Annotated in this window: 14 protein-coding genes; 9 read left to right on the top strand and 5 right to left on the bottom strand. The window is 68.9% G+C overall.

Annotated elements, in window-relative coordinates; translation table 11 throughout:
• Positions 1 to 52: 52 nt before the first annotated feature.
• The 7 genes from H1R19_RS00065 to H1R19_RS00095 all read left to right on the top strand — a co-directional run bounded on the left by H1R19_RS00065 (position 53) and on the right by H1R19_RS00095 (position 10283).
• Complete coding sequence (locus H1R19_RS00065) at positions 53 to 1384, top strand: MmgE/PrpD family protein (protein WP_219850272.1); 1332 nt, start codon at positions 53 to 55, stop codon at positions 1382 to 1384.
• A 45-nt stretch (positions 1385 to 1429) separates the two neighbouring features.
• On the top strand, positions 1430 to 2581 hold the full coding sequence (locus H1R19_RS00070) for an acyl-CoA dehydrogenase family protein (RefSeq protein WP_188330614.1): 1152 nt from the start codon (positions 1430 to 1432) through the stop codon (positions 2579 to 2581).
• Positions 2578 to 3990 carry an MmgE/PrpD family protein gene (locus H1R19_RS00075; protein ID WP_219850273.1) on the top strand — a complete coding sequence of 471 codons (1413 nt, stop codon included), beginning with the start codon at positions 2578 to 2580 and terminating at the stop codon, positions 3988 to 3990. Before H1R19_RS00070 ends, H1R19_RS00075 begins: the two co-directional genes overlap by 4 nt.
• Complete coding sequence (locus H1R19_RS00080; protein WP_219850274.1) at positions 3987 to 6128, top strand: acetate--CoA ligase family protein; 2142 nt, start codon at positions 3987 to 3989, stop codon at positions 6126 to 6128. Before H1R19_RS00075 ends, H1R19_RS00080 begins: the two co-directional genes overlap by 4 nt.
• A 93-nt stretch (positions 6129 to 6221) precedes the next feature.
• Positions 6222 to 7340, top strand: a complete 1119-nt coding sequence (locus H1R19_RS00085) for an ABC transporter ATP-binding protein (protein WP_188330617.1) — start codon at positions 6222 to 6224, stop codon at positions 7338 to 7340.
• Position 7341: 1 nt separating this feature from the next.
• Positions 7342 to 9096 carry an ABC transporter permease gene (locus H1R19_RS00090; protein WP_244970813.1) on the top strand — a complete coding sequence of 585 codons (1755 nt, stop codon included), beginning with the start codon at positions 7342 to 7344 and terminating at the stop codon, positions 9094 to 9096.
• A gap of 41 nt (positions 9097 to 9137) precedes the next feature.
• Complete coding sequence (locus tag H1R19_RS00095; protein WP_219850275.1) at positions 9138 to 10283, top strand: ABC transporter substrate-binding protein; 1146 nt, start codon at positions 9138 to 9140, stop codon at positions 10281 to 10283.
• 83 nt (positions 10284 to 10366) lie between these two features.
• Here the strand turns inward: H1R19_RS00095 and H1R19_RS00100 are convergent, their stop codons facing one another.
• From H1R19_RS00100 to H1R19_RS00115, 4 genes are all read right to left on the bottom strand, one after another.
• Complete coding sequence (locus H1R19_RS00100; protein ID WP_223205418.1) at positions 10367 to 10837, bottom strand: MaoC family dehydratase; 471 nt, start codon at positions 10835 to 10837, stop codon at positions 10367 to 10369.
• A complete protein-coding gene (locus tag H1R19_RS00105; protein WP_188330620.1) occupies positions 10834 to 12045 on the bottom strand; it encodes an acetyl-CoA C-acetyltransferase in 1212 nt (403 codons plus the stop codon). Before H1R19_RS00105 ends, H1R19_RS00100 begins: the two co-directional genes overlap by 4 nt.
• Positions 12046 to 12085: 40 nt before the next feature.
• Entirely contained in the window at positions 12086 to 12826 is a 741-nt protein-coding gene (fabG, locus tag H1R19_RS00110) for a 3-oxoacyl-ACP reductase FabG (protein WP_219850276.1), read from the bottom strand.
• 88 nt (positions 12827 to 12914) lie between these two features.
• Complete coding sequence (locus H1R19_RS00115; protein WP_219850277.1) at positions 12915 to 13703, bottom strand: enoyl-CoA hydratase/isomerase family protein; 789 nt, start codon at positions 13701 to 13703, stop codon at positions 12915 to 12917.
• Between the two features lie 119 nt (positions 13704 to 13822).
• Between H1R19_RS00115 and H1R19_RS00120 the strand changes: the two genes are divergently transcribed.
• A complete protein-coding gene (locus tag H1R19_RS00120) occupies positions 13823 to 14254 on the top strand; it encodes a universal stress protein (RefSeq protein WP_188330623.1) in 432 nt (143 codons plus the stop codon).
• A gap of 70 nt (positions 14255 to 14324) precedes the next feature.
• Here H1R19_RS00120 and H1R19_RS00125 read toward each other — a convergent pair whose 3' ends face one another.
• A complete protein-coding gene (locus tag H1R19_RS00125; protein WP_219850278.1) occupies positions 14325 to 14891 on the bottom strand; it encodes a dihydrofolate reductase family protein in 567 nt (188 codons plus the stop codon).
• Positions 14892 to 14965: 74 nt separating this feature from the next.
• On the opposite strand from H1R19_RS00125, the gene H1R19_RS00130 reads away from it, so the two are divergent.
• On the top strand, positions 14966 to 15535 hold the full coding sequence (locus tag H1R19_RS00130) for a TetR/AcrR family transcriptional regulator (protein ID WP_219850279.1): 570 nt from the start codon (positions 14966 to 14968) through the stop codon (positions 15533 to 15535).
• Positions 15536 to 15558 lie beyond the last annotated feature (23 nt).

Below are 15558 nucleotides of genomic sequence, written 5' to 3' on the forward strand. Positions count from 1 at the left end.
TGGACCTCACGCCAGAGCCGACAAATCACCCGCCGACCCACCAGGAGAAACGGTGACCAGACTTCACAACCGGCGTTGGGCAGCGCTGGAAGACCGCGATCGCGAGCAGCTTCGATCGCTGCTCGTGGACGCCCTCGCCCTCGCCGCCGCGGGAACGGCGTCGGAGGACGCCCGAGCCGTCCTCGCCGGCCTTCGCACGGTCGGCGGTGGCGACGTGCGGGTTCCGTGGACAGACCTGCACCTGGCCGCGCCCGCGGCGGTCGCGGCGATGTCGACCCTCATCCACGCCTGGGACTTCGACGACACCCACGACGAAGCAGTGGTTCACACCGCGAGCGTGGTGGTGCCGACCGTGCTGGCCGCGGCTTCCATCGGCAAGGCCGACGGGAAGAGCGTCGTCGACGGTCTGGCCACCGGGGTCCAGGTTCTCTCGCGTCTGGCCCGCCTGACCGGCCCGCGTACGGGCGTCATCCGGACCGCAGGGCTCGGATCCCTCGCCGCGGCAGCCGCTGCCGCCACCGTCTGGGGTGTGCCCGACGAACGGATCGAGCACGCGATGGCCCTCTCCCTGGGTGCGGCGCTGGCCCCGGGCACGCGGCAGGCAGTGGTCGACGGGTCGGTCGCCAAGCGGCTTCAGCCCGGCCTCGCCGCACAGTTCGGCTTCACCGCCGCTGCCCTGGCCGCGCAAGGGGTCGAGGGCCCGAGCGGGTGGCTGTCCGGCGAGTTCGGCCTCGCGCCGGGTTCCGACCTGACCATCGACGATCTCTTCACCGGGGACTTCGAAGGCCGGTGGGTCGCACTGAAGCCCTACCCCGCCTGCCGGTACACCCACGCGGCACTCGCGGCCGCCGAAGCCCTGCATGTCCGGCACCCCCGGTGGGACGCCGTCGCGCAGGTGCGCGTGCATGTCCCGGAGGGGCCGGCGTACTCCCTGGTCTCCCGGCCGTATGAGGACCGCGGCGCCCCGCTGGTGGACGCACAGTTCTCCATCCCGTGGCAACTGGCCGCCCTCTGGGTCACCGGCCGCTACGACCTGACCACCCTGTCGGGCGACGACCTGCGAGACCCGGCCATCGCCGCCGCGGCCGCCCGGGTCGTCGTCGAACAGGATCTACCCGAGAGCGCGGTGATGACCGGGGCCCGCGTCGAGGTCCGCGCGACCGACGGATCGCACAGCGTCGCCGAGGCACCCATGCCCGGCGCCGACGGCACCAGCCGGCAGGCACTGGCCCGCAAGGTCGAGTCGTGCCTGCGGGTCGCCGCCCACCCCGACCACGCCGGCGCGGTCGCGGATCTCGAACAACTCGCCGCCGGGCTACCCGAGCTCGACGCACCCTCCCTTGCAGCCGCTCTGGACCGCTGCACCGTGTCACTCCTTCCGTGACCCGAGCCTCATCCATCCAACGAGACGAACAGGACTCCCCGCCCAATGGACTTCAGCCTCACCCCGGAACAGACTGCCCTCGTCGATTCCGTCACCAAACTCGCCGAGCGTGAATTCGGCGAACGTGCTTTCACCAGAACAGAATTCGCGTGGGACAGCCTCAAGGTCCTCGCCGACAACGAGCTCACCGGTCTCACGCTCCCGGTCGAGGTCGGCGGTCAGGGTGCCAGCCTGCTCGACGCGGTCCTCGTCATGATGGCGATCACCAAGGTGTGCCCGCACAGCGCAGACGCATTGCAGGCCAGCAACTTCGGTGCCATCCGTCAGGTCGCCAACTTCGGGTCGGACCACGTCAAGGCCGAGGTGCTCCCGTTGTTCCTCTCCGGCGACGCGCTGGTGACCGCAGGCATGAGCGAGCCCGAGGCCGGCAGCGCGCTGACCGATCTGCGCACCACCGCGCGGATCGAGGGCGATCATGTCGTGCTCAACGGCCAGAAGTGCTGGAACTCCCACGGACCGGACGCCACCCACTCGGTGGTCTGGTGCCGCTTCGGCCCCAGCGCCCGCGACATCGGCGCGGTGCTGGTCCCGTTCGACTCGCCCGGATTCACCAGGGGCAAGCGCGAATACCACATGTCCGGCGAATCGCACTGCCAGTTGTTCTTCGACGAGTGCAAGGTGCCCAAGGAGTACGTCCTGGCCGACAGCGGGGCACTGAAGAAGATGCTCTCGATCTTCGGCGTCGAGCGGATGGGCAACGCCTCGCGGGCCCTCGCGATCGCGGAGAAGGCATACGACATGGCCGTCGAACATGCGTCGACGCGTACCCAGTTCGGCAAGAACCTGTGCGAATTCCAAGGTCTGCAGTGGAAGTTCGCCGACATGAAGGTCGAACTCGACGCCGCCAAGATGCTGCTGCTGCGCGCGGTGGCCAATGCCGATGCCGGCACCCCGGACTCGACCGAGGCCGCAATCGCGAAACTGCACGCCAACCGCACCGCCTTCTCCGTCGCCAACGACGCGATGCAGGTCTTCGGCGCGAGCGGCTACTCCCAGGAGTTCCCGCTGGAGTACATCGTGCGGCGCACCCGCGGCTGGATGATCGCCGGTGGCTCGGTCGAGGTTCTCAAGAACACCATCGCCCAGTCGGTGTTCGGCCGCCGCTTCGACCAGCGTGCCGGGGCGGTCGCCCGATGAGCATCACCGACACCAGCACTCCGGTGGCCACCTCGACGACGACCTCCCTCGACGGCGCCACCGACGCGCTCGTCGCCTGGGTGGTCGAGGCCACCACCACCGAGCTGCCGGCCGCGGTCGACCACCACGTCCGCCGCCTCCTCGTCGACTACATGGCGGCGGTGGTGCCGGGTTCGACGACCGACGTCGCCCGCGCCGTCGCCGGGCACGTCGCGGCGACCTACGGCGGCAACGGGGCCACCGCGGTCGGCCTCGGCCGTGTTTCCGCACCGGGCGCCGCGCTGCTCAACGGAACCAGCTGTCACAGCCTCGAAGTCGACGACGGCTACACACCGGGATCGGTGCACCCCAGCAGCGTCAGCTTCCCCGCGGTGCTGGCCGCGGCGGAGGTGCTGGGCAGCGACACCACCACGACGACCCGTGGCCTGGCCGTGGCCCTCGAGGTCACCTCGCGCCTGGCCGCCGCCGGCCATCCGACGACGTGGCGCAACCACTTCCACAACACGCCCCTGGCCGGGGTCATCGGCGCCACCTGCGGTGTCGCGGTCCTCCACGGCCTCGACGCCGACCGCCTTCACGACGCACTCGGCGTCGCCGCGTCGCACGCCGGCGGACTCTTCGCCTTCCTCGGCAAGTCCGCCGAGGTCAAGCGGGTGCACCCGGGCAAGGCCGCACGCGATGCCATCGCCAGTGTCGAGCTCGCTGTCGCCGGGGTCACCGGTCCGCGTTCGATCCTGGAGACGCCGCACGGTTACGTCGACGCCTTCGCCGACGGCGGGTTCGACGCAGGTGTGCTGCTCGACGGACTGGGCCGCGACTGGGCGGTCCTGAACTCCTACGTCAAGCCCTATCCCTCCTGCCGGCACCTGCACGGACCGATCGACGCCGTCCTGGCGCTGCGGGCCGAGCACGGTATCGGGATCGACGACGTCGCGAGCGCGGCGGTGCGTACCTACACCGTCGCCTCACACCACGCGGCGCCCGTCGTCGACTCCCTGCTCGACGCGCAGATGAGCATTCCGTTCGCGCTCGCCACCGCCCTCGCCCACGACGAGGTCGGACTCACCGAATTCGACGGCCCGGCGCGGCAGGACCCGCGGATCCGTGAGCTGGCGACCCACGTCGAGGTCGTCGCCGACGCACAGTCCGACAGCGAGTACCCGAGGCTGCGTCCGGCGTCGGTGGAGCTGCGGCTCCACGACGGCCGAGTCGTCTCCCACCGGGTGGAGCTGCCGTACGGCGAGCCCGGCAACCCGGTCTCCGACGAGGAGATGACGGCCAAGTTCGTCCGTCTGGCCGCACCGGTCCTGGGCGCCGACGAAGCACGTGAACTGGCGAAAGACCTGTGGGCGTTCGAGTCCCTCGACGTCATCGCCCGCATCGACCTGAGCGTGAGGAAACAGTCATGACGCAGTTGGCCGACACAGACGTCGAGGTGTCTGTCCCAGATCTGGAACGGGCAGATCAGGACCGGGCAGCACTGGGCAGGGCGCTGATGGCGCCCCGCTCGGTGGCGATCATCGGCGCATCCGACGATCCCACCAAGACCACCGCGCGACCCCTGCGGTTCCTTCGCCGGGCGGGCTTCGCCGGTACCGTCTACCCGGTCAACCCGCGCCGGGACACGGTTCTGGGTGAGAAGGCGTGGCCCGACATCGCCTCCCTCCCGGAGGTGCCGGACCATGTGTTCATCGTGGCCGACACGAAATTCGTCGTCCAGGCCGTCCGGGAGTGCGGGCAGGTGGGCGTCCCGCTCGTCACAGTGCTCTCGGGTGGCTTCAGCGAGACCGCCGAAGGTGCCGACCGCCTGCGCGAGTTGCTGGCGGTGGCCGCCGAATACGGCGTCCGCATCGTGGGCCCCAACAGCATCGGCGTCGTCAACCCCCGCAACGGTTTGATGCTCACCGCCAACGCGGCGTTCGCCGAGGACGGCATCCCGGCCGGCTCGTCGTTCGTCGCCTCCCAGTCGGGAAGCGTGATCGGTGCGCTGATGACGCGCGCCAAGGCGCGCGGACTGGGCTTCTCCGGATTCGTCTCCACCGGCTCCGAGGTGGATCTGACGCTGGGTGAGATCTGCTCGGCGACCCTCGACGATCCCGAGGTCGGCTCATACACCCTGTTCATGGAGTCGCTGGAGAACGCGGCAGATGTGGGCGCGTTCGCGGTGGAGGCCGCAGCCCGGCACAAGCCCGTCACCGTCTACAAGCTCGGTCGCAGTGACGCGGCCGCCGCACTCACGGTCTCGCACACCGGTGCCCTCTCCGGCGAGGACGACGAGGCCGACGCCTTCTTCCGGGCGTGCGGATTCGCCAGGGTCGACAACTTCGAGGCCCTCATCGAGACCGAGGCCTTCCAGCGCCGGATCGGTCCGCCCACCGCCCACGGCACCGGCCGGGTCGCGGTGATCACCTCGACCGGCGGCGGCGCAGCGATCCTGGTCGACCAGCTCGAACCCCTCGGCGTCGCGGTGACCCGGCCCAGTCGCGCCGTGTTCGATCAGCTCGCGGAGCTCGGCCTGGACGTGGCTGACAACCTGATCATCGACCTGACGCTGGCCGGAACGCGGCACGACCTGGTCCACGGCGCTCTGCGGGTGCTGCGGTCGTGCGGCGAATTCGATCTCGTGCTCTTCGTCATCGGTTCGTCGGCCCGGCTGAATCCGGAACTGGCGGTGTCGGCGATCGCCGAACACAACGACGGCCCGGTCCCGGTCGCCGCCTGGGCTCTACCGGATGCGCTGGAATCGGTCCGCCGTCTCCACGAGGCGGGAGTCCCCGCCTTCCGGACCGCGGAGGCGTGCGCGCAGGCCGTCGCCGCGACCCTGGCACGTCGCCCGGTGGATCCGGAGATCTTCCGAGATCGACGCGGCGGACCCGCGGGCGGCGGCCGCGCCCTCGACGAGGCGTCGTCGGCGGAGGTGCTCGCATCGCAAGGCATCCGGTTCCCGGTGACGACCACCTGCGGCCTCGACGGCGTGCCGGCGATCGAACCGCGATTCCCCGTGGTGGTCAAGGCCTTGTCGGACCGGTTGCCGCACAAGTCCGACGCCGGGGCGGTGGTCCTGGGTGTCAGGGACCTCGCCGGTCTGCGCGAGGCCATCGACACCATCGTGGCGAACGTCGAAAAATACGACGCCACAGTGACTCTCGACCGGTTCCTGGTTCAGGAGATGATCGAGGAGACGGTGCTCGAGGCGCTGGTCGGATACCGGGTCAGCCCGACCGTCGGACCGCTGGTGCTGCTCGCCGCGGGCGGGGTCTACACCGAGCTCTACGAGGACTCGTCGCTGCGGCTGGCCCCGGTCACCGAGGCCCAGGCGCGGGAGATGGTCGAGGAGGTCAAGGCGACGGCGATCGCACGGGGATTCCGCGGCGGACCGCACGGCGACCTCGACGCCCTCGTCGAGTCGGTGGTGCTGATCTCGCAACTCGCGCGGACCCGCCCCGACGTGATCGAGGCCGAGGTCAACCCGATCGCGGTGCAAGCACATGACGGGGGCGCGGTCGCGCTCGACGCCCTTGTCCGGCTGTCCGGGCAGGGGTGCTAACCATGACCATGACCCAGCCCCCGGCCCACCCCCGGCCTCCGGTCGGACAACGACTCAACTCAAGTCCCTATCCTCGCAGGAGGCAGTGAATTCATGGATGTGTGCATCGACAATCTCACGCTCACCTTCGGTGACTTCACCGCCGTCAAGAGCCTGAACCTCGACATCGAGGACGGTGAATCACTCGTACTGCTCGGGCAGTCGGGATGCGGCAAGACCAGCACGATGAGGTGCGTGGCAGGCCTGGAGGATCCCAACGGCGGCTCGATAACAATCGGCGGCACAACGGTTTTCGACGCCGGACGCAAGGTCAACCTGGCGCCCAACAAGCGCAACGTCGGCCTGGTGTTCCAGTCCTATGCGGTGTGGCCGCACATGACGGTGCTGGAAAACGTGATGTTCCCGCTCAAGATGAAGAAGCGGCCGAAGGCCGAGGCGAAGACGAAGGCGATCGAGACCCTCGAACTGGTCGGACTGGCGCATCTGGCGTCGCGCGGCGCGAGCATGCTGTCCGGCGGACAGATGCAGCGCGTCGCCCTGGCGCGCAGCCTCGCGATGGAACCCGCGGTGATGCTCCTCGACGAGCCCCTGTCGAACCTGGATGCCCGTCTGCGAGAGGATCTTCGGGTCGAACTGCGCAGGCTGCAGCTGGAGCTGGGACTCACCTGTATCTACGTCACCCACGACCAGGGCGAGGCGCTGGCGCTGGCAGACCGGATCGCGATCATGCAGGGCGGCCGGATCTCGCAGCTGGCGGATCCCTGGGAGACCTACCGCGCGCCGGCGTCGGCATCGATCGCGGCGTTCCTCGGTGTGTCCAACATCTTCTCGGTCCGGCCGCCCGAGGGCGGGGTGGACCGGCTCCGGCTCCGAGAACATGACCTTGAGATGGCATTCGGTACCGAACTCCCGAGTGACACAAGCGATCTGAGCGTGTGTGTCCGTCCCGAACACGTGCGTCTGCGGTCGCTGGACGACGGCGGCGTGTCCGACCGGCCCAACACGTGGCCCGGCCGGGTCGAGGTCAGTGTCTTCCAGGGATCCTTCGCGCGCTGCTCGGTGCGCCTCGACGCCGGCCCGGTGATCGAGGTCCAGAGCCACGAGGAGGCGGCCGGTCTGCTCCACAAGGACGACCGCGTCGTCGTCGAGGTGGACCCCAAGCACGTCCGGGTGCTCCCCGGCGAGGTTCCCGTTCCGGGAAAGGACTCCTGACATGGCCCTCATGACCCCGGAGCCGCAGACGCAGACGCCTGCCGCGCCGGAACCGACGTCCGCCGGGCGGTCCACCCTGCCGTGGCGCAAGCGGTGGCTGGCCTCGGGCACGCTGCTGGTGATCCTCGCGGTGCTGATCCTGATACCCGCGGCGCTGGTTCTGTTGGCCGCGTTCAGCAACGGTGTGCCGCGGCCCGGCAACATCAGCTTCGACCTGACCCTGGACAACTTCCGGATCTTCTCCGGCCCCGAGGTCCAGGGTGCCTTCGCCAACTCGATGGTGCTGGCGGTGGGCGCGACACTGCTCGCCTGCGCGATCGGTGGCGGCCTGGCCTTCCTGGCCGCCCGCTCGGACATCCCGGTGCCGAAGTTCGTCTACATGATCGGACTGATGCCGCTGTTCCTGCCGTCGTACGTGGGAGCTCTGGCCTGGTCGATCCTGGGGAGCCCGACCGCGGGACTGCTCAACATCGCGCAGCGTGACCTCGGATTGTCGGTGCCGCTCGACGTCTACTCCCTGCCCGGGATGATGTTCGTCTTCGCCATCTACTACTCGCCGTACACCTTCTTGCTGGTCCACGGCGCGATGTCGCTGATGAGCCCCGACCTCGAGGAGGCGGCCCGTATCCACGGCGCCACCCCGCGGCGCATGCTGGGCCGGATCTCCTTCCCGCTGGCCCTGCCGGCGATCATCGGGTCGGCGATTCTCACCTTCACGCTGATCTTCGAGAACTTCCCCGTCGCGCAGGTGCTGGGTACCCCCGGCGGCGTCGACACGCTGCCCACCTACATCTTCCGGCTCCTCAACGCGACACCGTCGCGCGGTAACGAGAGCGCCGCGATCGCGGTGGTGCTGGTGGCGATCGTCGTCCTCGTGACGTGGCTGCAGAACCGGGCGCTCAAGAAACGCTCCTTCACCACCGTCACCGGAAAGGGGGTGCGCGCCAAGAAGTTCGCCTTGGGCAAGGCCCGTATCCCGGTCTTTCTGCTGACCCTGGTGTTCTTCTGCCTGTCCATTGTGTTGCCGATCCTCGCGCTGGTGGTCGCCGCAGGCCAGACCTCGCCCTACATGACGTCGATCAGCCAGCTCACCGAGCCCGGGGGTCTGGACTTCAGCTCCTTCGGCGAGGTGCTCGGGTCGTCGGGGTTCCGCGAGGCCGCACTCAACAGCACCGTGGTCAGCCTCTTCGCGGCCACCGCGGGCACAGTCCTGGCCTTCCTCTGCGGATACGTGGTGTACCGCTCGAAGGCGTCCGGGCGCACCCTGGTGGAGACGGTCTCGATGATGCCGCTCGCCATCCCCGCGGTGGTTCTCGGTATGGGTCTGCTGTGGACGTGGCTGGTCCTGCCGGTCCCGCTGTACGGCACTCTGGCGGTCCTGGTGGTCGCGTTCATCGCGGTCCAGTCTCCCCAGGGATTCCGCGGGGTGGCCTCCTCCATCATGGCCACCGACCGGGACCTCGAGGACAGCGCGGTGATGCTCGGTGCGGGACGCACCGCGGCGGTCACCCGGATCACCGTCCCGCTGATGAAGGTCGGCCTGCTCTCGACGTTCCTGCTGCTGCTCATGCTCAGCATGCGGGAGCTGACCGTGCCGCTGTTCCTCTACACCAGTGACACCGAGATCCTCTCGATCGCGATCTACGACGCCTTCGAGAACGGCGGTGCTCTGCGGCAGGCAGCCGCGATGAGCGTGATCTACACCGCCTTCATGTTCGTCCTGTCCTACATCCCTCGCCGACTCGCCCGGCAGTGATCCCTCAACCCCGAGACCCAGCTCGAAGAAGGAGCCAGACAATGAAACTCACCCGATGGGGCGCCGCAGCGGCCGCCCTGGCCCTCAGCGTCTCGCTGGTCGCCTGCGGCGGCAGCGACGGCGGCGCGGAGAACTCCAAGGAGATCGCCCTCACCGAGGAGATGCTCCCGATGCCCACCGTCGACGACTCCGACGGCCTGGTCATCCACGACGAGGTGATCGCCGACGCCGGACTGCTCGAGGCCGCCCGCGCGCAGTCGGTCACCTGGTACACCGGGTCGGGCAAGGAGAGCGCCGAGCTCACCGCCGCCCGGTTCAAGGCCGAGACCGGCGTCGACATCAATGTCACCCGTCTGCCCTCGGGCAAGCTCAACGAGCGGGTGCTGAGTGAGCACGGCGCGGGCCGGCTCGGTGCGGGTGTCGTCACCATCACCGATCCGGTTCTCGCCGAGGGCTTCGCCGAAGCCGGCGTCTTCACCCCGTACCGGACGGCGAACTACGACCGGCTGGCCGAGATGAAGGACGTGGTCTGGGAGGACGGCGAGTACTACACCGCCTACTACTCGGCATATGCGTTCGGTTACAACGACATGGCGGTGAAGAAGGAAGACGCACCCGCCGACTGGGATGATCTGCTCGACCCGAAGTGGAAGGGCAAGCTGGGTGTGGTGAACGCGGGCGCCGGCGGCACCGTGCAGGGCCTGGCCGACTTCCAGGACCGCGTGCTCGGCGGAGACTACTGGGCCGGTCTGGCCGCCCAGAACCCGCGGTTCTTCGACACCACCTCGGTGCAGCTCGAAGCACTGGCCCGCGGCGAGATCGAGGCTGCGACATTGGGCTTCAACAGCACCTACGGTTCGGAGAAGGCCGGAGCCCCCGTCGAGCTCGTCGTCCCGGCGTCCGGTGTGTCGGGCACCTTCAACATGCAGGGACTGACGAAGGCGGGCGCCGACAACCCGGCTGCTCAGCTGTTCATGAACTGGACCATGTCCCAGTCGGCCCAGGAGTTCGCTGCCGCACAGGGTTTCGTCAGTTCGCGCACCGACATCAAGCAGATCGCGACCGGCCAGTACCAGCTCCCCAGGGCCGATGACCCGAAGTTCGTGGTCTACACCCCGGAGGACGCCAAGACGCGCGGTCAGGACATCGTGACCCGCTGGAACAAGGCCTTCGCCTTCAGCGGCTGACACGACCGCCTCGGACAGGCGTTCACCGACAACAACGAGAAGGGCCGACCACCTGGTCGGCCCTTCTTGTCGTCGGTGGTGCGTCAGGCGAGCAGGACCAGCGACATCTTGCGGGCCACGCACGCAGGTCGTTCGCTGCCCTCGAGGTCGACGGTGAAGTCGATCGGCACCAGGAGGGCGTCGTCCCGCGGCGCCACACCGGCGATGGTGCAGCGCAACCGAACCCGGCTGTCCACCGGGACCGGGGCGGGGAACCGCACCCGGTCCAGGCCGTAGTTGAGGCGGGCCTTTCCGAGGTCGAACCGGTAGAGGTCCGTGGCCAGCGAGGACATCAGCGACAACGTCAGATAACCGTGCGCGATGGTCGAGCCGTACGGACCGTCGGCGGCACGTTCGGGGTCGACGTGAATCCACTGGTCGTCACCGGTGGCGAGGGCGAACCGGTCGATGCGTTCCTGGTCGACCATGCACCACGGTCCCGGTCCGAGCTCGACCCCCACGAGGGCGTCGAGCTCTTCCCGGGTGCGCACGACGACCGGACCGGATGTGGTCAAGCGCTCACCTTTTCCACGACCGCCGCCAGTCCCTGACCGCCGCCGATGCACAGGGTGGCCAATCCGTAGCGGCCGCCGGTGCGGGTGAGCTGGCGGGCCAGGGTGCCGATGAGGCGAGCTCCGGTGGCGCCGACCGGATGGCCAAGCGAGATGCCGGAACCGTGCACGTTCACCCGCTCACGATCGCGTTCCCCGAACCCCCACTCCTGCATCACGGAGAGGGCTTGTGCGGCGAACGCCTCGTTGAGCTCGATCAGATCCATGTCGGCCAACGTGAGCCCCGCACGTTCGAGTGCGGCCGCGGTCGCCGGTACCGGGCCCATGCCCATCGTGCGTGGGGGGACGCCTGCCACGGCCCAGGAGACCACCCGGACCAGCGGGCGGAGACCCAGTGCCGCCGCTTGTTCCGGCGTGGTGACCACGCACATGGCCGCGGCGTCGTTCTGGCCGCTGGCATTCCCGGCGGTGACCGTGGCGTCGTCGAGGGAACGACCCATGATCGGCCGGAGGGCGGCCAGCGACTCGAGGCTCGCGTCGGCACGCGGGTGCTCATCGGTGTCGACGACGGTGTCGCCGCGCCGGGAGGGCACCGTGACCGGCACGATCTCCTCGGCGAACGCGCCGGAGGCCTGGGCACTCACCGCGCGGCGGTGGGATTCCACCGCCAGCAGGTCCTGTTCCTCACGCGTGATGCCGTGGTCGCGCCGGACGTTCTCGGCGGTCTCGATCATCCCGCCGGGCACGGGGTAGTCGGGTCCGCCCGCCGTGGTGCGGGCGCGTGCCAGGGCGTCGTGCATGGTCATCCCGGTCCGGGCGGCACCCCACCGGGCGTCGGTGGTGTAGAACGGCACGTTGCTCATGCTCTCGGTGCCGCCGGCGACCACGACGCGCGCCGCACCGGTCTGCACCATCATCGCCGCGTTGAGTACGGCCTGAAGGCCCGAACCGCATCGGCGGTCGATCTGCTGGCCCGGCACCTCGACTCCGAGCCCGGCGGTGAGTGCGACCACGCGCCCGATCGCCGGAGCCTCGCTGTTGGGGTTGCAGTGTCCCAGGATCACGTCGTCGACGGCATCGGCGGGCAACCCCCGGGCGATGAGTTCGCGCAGCACCGAGACCCCCAGGTCGACCGCGGTCAACGGGCGGAACACACCGCCGTATCCGCCGATCGGGGTGCGCAACGGTTCACAGATGACGGCGTCGTTCATGGATCTCCTCGATTGCTGTTCTCTTGCGGGTGGGGTGCGGTCACATGAACCGGCCGCCGGTCACCTCGGCCACCGTCCCGGTCATGTACGACGACAGCGACGACGCGTAGAACAATGCGGCCCCCGCGACCTCGTGCGGTTCCCCGGCTCGCTGCATCGGGATCTCGGCCATCTTCTGATCCCAGGCCTTCTGCGGCATGGCCTCGGTCATCGCCGACCGGATCAGGCCGGGTTGGATGGCGTTGACGCGCACACCGTGGTGGGCCATCTCCTTGGCCGCGGCCTTGGTCATGCCGACGATGCCTGCCTTGGCGGCGGAGTAGTTGGTCTGCCCGACCATGCCGACCTTGCCCGACAGCGACGAGATGTTGACGATGGCGCCCGACTTCTGTTCGCGCATCTTCGCCGCGGCGAGCCGGGTGCCGTTCCAGGTGCCCTTGAGGTGCACCGAGATCACCAGATCGAAATCCTCTTCGGTCATCGTGCGCATCGTGGCGTCACGGGTGATCCCGGCATTGTTGACGAAGACGTCGAGCGAACCGAATTCGGTTGTCGCCGTGTCGATCAGGCTCTGCACCTGAGCGGCGTCGACGACGTCGCACCGCACGCCGCGGGCCCGGTCGCTGCCCAGTTCCTCGGCAGCTGCCCGCGCGGCGTCGGAGTTCAGGTCGCCGAGGACGACACGCGCGCCGTGCTCGAGAAACAGCCGGGCGATCGCCAGGCCGAGACCCTGGGCGCCGCCGGTGATGACTGCGGTCTTGTCGTTCAGGAGTTCGGTCATGGAAGGCCTTCCGGTCGGGGTCGGTTGTCGGACAGATCGTTCGGGAAAATCGGTCGGTCGATCGGCGGGTAGCCGGTGATCTGTTGTGTCACAAGAAGTTCGGCTCCCGGCGCTCGAGGAACGCGGTCTGGCCCTCGCGGGCGTCGGCGCCGTGGCCGGCGAGGGACATCGCGGTTCGTTCGTTGGCGAGGAACCCGGCGAGGTCGGCCCGATCCTGGGCGAGAAGCGATTTGGTGATGGCGTTCGACTGAATCGGCCCGGCGGCGAGGGCGGCTGCGAGTTCGACGGCTCGCGCGGTGGCGTGCCCGGCCTCCACGGTCTCGGTGACGAGACCGGCGGTGCGGGCATCGGCGGCGGTGAGCGGCTCGCCGAGGTAGAGATGGGCCGCCGCGCGCTGCTGACCCAGCCGGCGGGGGAGGTGGTAGGCGGTCCCGGCGTCGGCGGTCATGCCACGAGCGGCGAACGGGGCCTTGAAGTAGGCGTTGTCTGCGGCGACCACGAGATCGCAGGCCAGCACGATGCCCCACGCGGCACCGAGGGCGTAGCGCTCCACCGCCCCGATGATCAGCTGGTCGGCGTGGACCATCGATGTCACCAGGTCATGGATGAGGGACAGCCGCGCGGCGGGACCGAAGACGCCGTCCTCCGGTCCGGGCATCGAGGCCACGTCGCCGCCCGAGGAGAAGAACTCGTCACCTCCGGTGATCACCACGGCCGCGTCTCTGCGTCGCGCGGATTCCTCGAGCCCGGCTTTCAGCAGCTTGATCGTCTCCGCGTCGAGGGCGTTGCGCCGGTGCGGCCGGTCGATCCGGAGGAGCGTGACCCGTGGGGAGGGGTGTTCGTGGCATACCGGAACGGCGAATCTCTCGGATGTCATAGTCTATAGAAAGTAGAGTATCGAACGGGTCTTGTCGAGAAACACGTCGGGACCGAACCGAGGGCCACAACCCTCGGTCTTCGGCGGCCCTGCCGGCGGTGAACAGAGAGGGGATCGCGATGAAGAGGATCGTTGTCGGCGTGGACGGGAGTCCGGAGGCCACGCGCGCGGCCGAACGCGCGGCCGAACTCGCGCACGGGTTGGGCGCGGAGCTCCATGTGGTCTGCGCCTACGAGCATCTCGAGGTCGAGCGGCTCCGGCAGGGCAGCGAGGTACTCGTCCGCTCGACCGAGGCCGACGCCGAGGAGAAGGCCGTCGGGGTGGCCAAGGAGTTACAGGCCCGGCATCAGACCCTCGTGCTGGCGCCGTACGCGGTCGAGGGAAAGCCCGGTGAGGTACTGGTGCGAGTCGCCGAGGAGCACGACGCCGACATCATCGTCGTCGGTAACAAGCGGGTCCAGGGGCTTGCCAGGGTGCTCGGCAGCATCGCGCGGGATGTGGCGAGCCGGGCGCACTGCGACGTCTTCGTGGCCCACACCCACGAGCGCTGAGTCCGCGAGCCGCACAGAGCACCCACCGCACAGAGCACCCACCGCACAGAGCACTCACCGCACAGAGCACTCACCGCACCGCGTACTCGACCATCGAGACCCCGGAGGCGAAGTCCCGGCACGCGATGCGTTCGAGGAGTCTCGGCAGGTAGGTGCCGGGGGCGAACAGCGGGATACCGTTCCCGAAGAGCAGCGGCTGACGCTTGAGCACCAGACGGTCGATCTCGTCGATCAGCTGCGTCGCGAGGTTGCCGCCCCCGCAGAGCCAGATGTCCCGTCCCTCCTGCGCTTTCAGCTCCCGGACCAGCTCGACCGGATCACGATCGGTGAACGTCACGCCGCCGGCGGGATCATGCCGGCGATGGGTGACGACGTACTGGTCCAGATGGCGGTACGGGCTCGGTGCATCGGGCAGGCCCACCGCGTAGGTCTCGGCACCCATCAGCACCGCACCGAAGCTGCCGCCGCGCTGGTCGATCCCCAGCGCCTCGGCGATGTGGGTCGGGATGGTGTCGGCGTAGCGCTCGTTGACGCCGGCCATGTGGTCGCCCTCGATGAGGAACGCGTCGAACTGCCCCTCCGGGCCGGCGATGTATCCGTCGAGGCTGACGGCCACGTAGTACACGAGTTCTCGCATGAGAGCTCCAATCACTTCAGATGTAGTGGTTGGAAAACTACACCAGGTGTAGTGGTTGGGCTAGTGTTTTCCGCATGGTCCGAAACGACGACCGCCGTCGCGCGCTCGCCGACGCCGGAATCCAGGTGCTCGCCGGAGCCGGTGCTCGTGGCCTGACCCATCGGGCGGTCGACCGGCAGGCCGGGGTGCCGGTCGGCACGACGACCAACTACTTCCGCAGCCGGGCCGACCTCCTGACGGGACTGGTCGAACGCATCGGTGAGCGGCTCGCGCCCAGCGCGGAGTTCGTCGCCGAGCGTGCCGGACTGACGCCGACTCGTGAACTCTTCGCCGAGTATCTGCGCGACATCGTCGACCGGCTGCTGGCGAACCGGGAGGTCACCATCGCCCTGCTCGAACTCCGGCTCGAAGGGATCCGACGACCCGAGGTCGCCGAGATCATCGTCGAATGGCGTCGTGCGGGTTTCGCCGGCGACGTCGCCTTCAACGAGCAGGCGGGACTACCGGGCGACGCACGACACATCGCGCTGTTCCATTACGCGACCGATGGGCTGCTCCTGGACCAGTTGACCGGCCCACTTCTGCCCGACGAACCGATCGACGGCATCGTCGCGGCCCTCGTCGACGGGTTGTTGCCGGACTGATCGGTCCGCTACTGGACCGGTGA

This window comes from Gordonia jinghuaiqii (assembly GCF_014041935.1).
Classification (GTDB): domain Bacteria; phylum Actinomycetota; class Actinomycetes; order Mycobacteriales; family Mycobacteriaceae; genus Gordonia; species Gordonia jinghuaiqii.